The organism is Streptomyces sp. NPDC050743, assembly GCF_044456925.1.
GTDB lineage: Bacteria > Actinomycetota > Actinomycetes > Streptomycetales > Streptomycetaceae > Streptomyces.
This window is the reverse complement of the sequence record NZ_JBITGJ010000314.1, coordinates 1-1,715: the sequence shown is the minus strand read 5'-3', so window position 1 is coordinate 1,715 and position 1,715 is coordinate 1. Positions and strand designations below refer to the sequence as shown.

Annotated in this window: 1 pseudogene; it reads left to right on the top strand. The window is 64.0% G+C overall.

The window, feature by feature from the left end:
• Positions 1-1,352: 1,352 nt before the first annotated feature.
• A pseudogene (locus tag ACIBJF_RS53300) lies at positions 1,353-1,625 on the top strand (transposase); the annotation flags it as partial.
• Positions 1,626-1,715 lie beyond the last annotated feature (90 nt).

Below are 1,715 nucleotides of genomic sequence, written 5' to 3'. Positions count from 1 at the left end.
CAGCTGGCACCTCACCCCGGCCACCGCATAGCGAAAGGGCCGCCCGGCCCACAGCCGAGCAGCCCCTCAAACAAGATTTTCAGCAGCCTTCTAGGCAGAGCCGAGCAGACGCGGCCCAGGGGCGTCAAGGTCGTTCGTACAGTGGCGCGCTCCACCTTGACGCCCTGAACCACGTCTGCTCCACGGTGTGTGGGTCGACGGCGGACGGGATGGGAGCTGGGGACGGTGGTGGGTTGAGGCGAGAGAGTATGCGGGAGGTAGTGGCCAACGGAGGGAACAGGACCCAAAACAGGTCGTGTGCTGTGTGATGATTACCTCCATGTGGGGGGTCGAGCGTCGTTTGGCGCATGGTGTGATGTCTGCCGCCGTGGTCGCAGCAGTCATGGCACTAACCGGATGCAGCGGGACTCCGCGGCCGGTCGGGGACCCTGATCCGGGGCATCGACGACTCAAGGCGATTCACCCAGTGCTGTCCGTGGTGCCGCTGGGCGCACACGTCATGCTGAAGCAGAGCTTTGAGCCGCAATGGGACTCGTGCGACGGAATAAGGTCGACCTATGGTTGGAATGAGGCGACCGTCGCTGTCGACTTCACCGGAGGCGGGTCCGCGCTTCAGGTAGCTGCACATATACAGACCGCCATGCGGGATCTGGGTTGGACGTTCGACCAAGGCTCGATCGCTCAGGGCGAGTGGACGTGGCACAAGAAGTTGGCCGACGGTAGCCAGGCCTCGGCGCAACTACTCGGTGGACCCGGTGTTGAGCCACCTGATTGGAGCCTGCAGGCGACAGCGCCGCCCGCTTCTCACCCGGTCAAGGGCTGCTGAACGCGACCGGTCGTTGCATCGAAGCGGCCGCCGGATTGCGAAGCTCATGTAGGCGTGCCCCTGGCGTGCCCGTTCGTGAGGCTCGCCAGGAGGATCCACGGGGATCAGCGGACAGCGTTCCAGGCACGCGCAGGTCAGCGTTCTCCCACGTCAGGCCGCACCCGCTTACGCGATCTTCCAAACAAGTGCCGCAAAACCAAGCAGCGGCGCTCGACTGGCTGCCACGTCAAAGAGTTCCTTTGCTGCTGCCGCGACGTCGGGCGGTCCTTCGAGCGAGAGAACTGTGTACGTCTTCCCGACTAAGAGGGCGTTTATGCAGGTCAGGCCCTATATGCGGCTCTCGCCCAGGCCCTGTTTTGAGGGCTTTCATCCCGTAAGCGTCGAATAACCTTCCCCGGGGCGGAGGCTTGGTCAGCTGTCTCGTTCGCTTCTATACCGGGAAGTCCGTCTGGTTTGAAGATGCCACGAAATCGCCTGATGGGCAGCGGAACCGAGCCCTCCGGCTCGCTCGTGATCACGCTACGCCGTGAGCGAGCGCAAGCCGTACCCCAGCGACCTGTCCGACGCCCGATGGGCCCTGATCGAGCCGACGTTGACGGCCTGGAGAAAGGCCCGGCTCGACCGCAGGCCGACCGGGCAGCCGGCCAAGGTCGACTTACGCGACGTCTTCAACGCGAACCTCTACGTGAACCGCACCGGAATCCCCTGGAAATACCTCCCGCACGACTTCCCGAACCATGGCACCGTCTATGCCTACTACGCCGCGTGGCGGGACGAAGGAATCTTCGCCCAGCTCAATGAGCCTTTCCCGGTAACCGACGGTCGCTGAGGGTGATCGCCTCCGGGAGTCTCGTGGTGTACTCCCAACTCCGGGCAGACGTAAGGCCCC